Origin of the sequence: Vibrio sp. 10N.222.55.C6 (assembly GCF_041473395.1) — a bacterium.
Classification (GTDB): domain Bacteria; phylum Pseudomonadota; class Gammaproteobacteria; order Enterobacterales; family Vibrionaceae; genus Vibrio; species Vibrio crassostreae_C.
Genome location: NZ_JBFRSD010000056.1, coordinates 1 through 1,054 on the forward strand (window position 1 = coordinate 1; position 1,054 = coordinate 1,054).

General features: G+C 46.3%; 1 protein-coding gene. It reads right to left on the reverse strand.

The window, feature by feature from the left end; all coding sequences use genetic code 11:
- Positions 1–54: 54 nt before the first annotated feature.
- The gene (locus tag AB4486_RS22400) at positions 55–975 is read right to left on the reverse strand and encodes an IS5 family transposase (protein ID WP_065583724.1); all 921 of its coding nucleotides are present in this window, start codon (positions 973–975) and stop codon (positions 55–57) included.
- Between the last annotated feature and the right edge of the window lie 79 nt (positions 976–1,054).

Sequence of the window (1,054 nt, forward strand, 5' to 3'; positions counted from 1 at the left end):
GGCTTTGTTGCGTAATTAAATTTAAAGATAGAACAACCCCGTTTCGCGTATTTCTTAATCAATACGACAAGTTTCAGGCATACCTAACCCAGTAAGCTTGTTCAACGCTTTTATCATCGCGTAAGTTTCACCCACCTGGGCATTGTAATTTCTTAAGCTCAATCGTCCTCCTAGCAACTGTTTAACTCGATACATCGCTGTTTCTGACAATGAACGTTTGTGGTATCCATACCGCTCTTTCCAATACTTATTTGAGCCGTATAATTTCTGGCAACCCACGGCGAGATTTCGAGGATGACCACGCTCCCAGAAGGCTGCCCCTTCTCTTGGGGGAATAAGCGCAACGGCTCGCTTCATCTTAATAGCAGCGCGACACGCTCTCGTGTCGTAAGCGCCATCACCAGACACCTCAAGGATGCTTCGACGTGTTTGTTTCAGTAGGTTCGGGAGTACTTCACCATCTGTAACCGTTGATAAACTTAGCTCGGCGGCAATGATCTCATGAGTGCTTGTATCAACTGCAATATGCAGCTTTCGCCAGACTCTCCGCTTGCCATCCGTCCCGTGTTTTTTGACTTTCCATTCACCTTCGCCATAAACCTTAAGGCCAGTTGCATCAATGGCTAGGTGTTGTATCGCTCCTCTCGCTTTAGTCTTAAATGAGACCTCAACTTGCTTGGCTCTACGACTGATGCAGGTGTAATGCGGACAACTTAACGGCACATGGGCTAACCTAAATATCGAGTCGATAAATCCTTGCAGCGCTCTCAGTGGCATAGAAAAAACTCGTTTCACCATGAGTGCTGTCGTAATAGCTAAATCACTGAACCGACGTGGCCTCCCGCGCTTATTCTGTTTGCTTTGCGCCCACCCACTTATTGCTTCTTCATCGATCCAGAAGGTCAGAGAACCACGGTTAATGAGCGATTGGTTGTATTGCTTCCAGTTGGTTGTTTTGTAACAAGGTTTAGGCATAAGGCTACGAGAGAGAGTGGTGGTAGCTGATCAGATCGTAGGTTCTTGATTTAGTTCCATTGAATTACGCAACAAAGCC

Excerpts from the sequence above, each read along its gene's own strand:
- AB4486_RS22400 (WP_065583724.1), bottom strand. The coding sequence starts at position 975 with ATGCCTAAACCTTGTTACAAAACAACCAACTGGAAGCAATACAACCAA.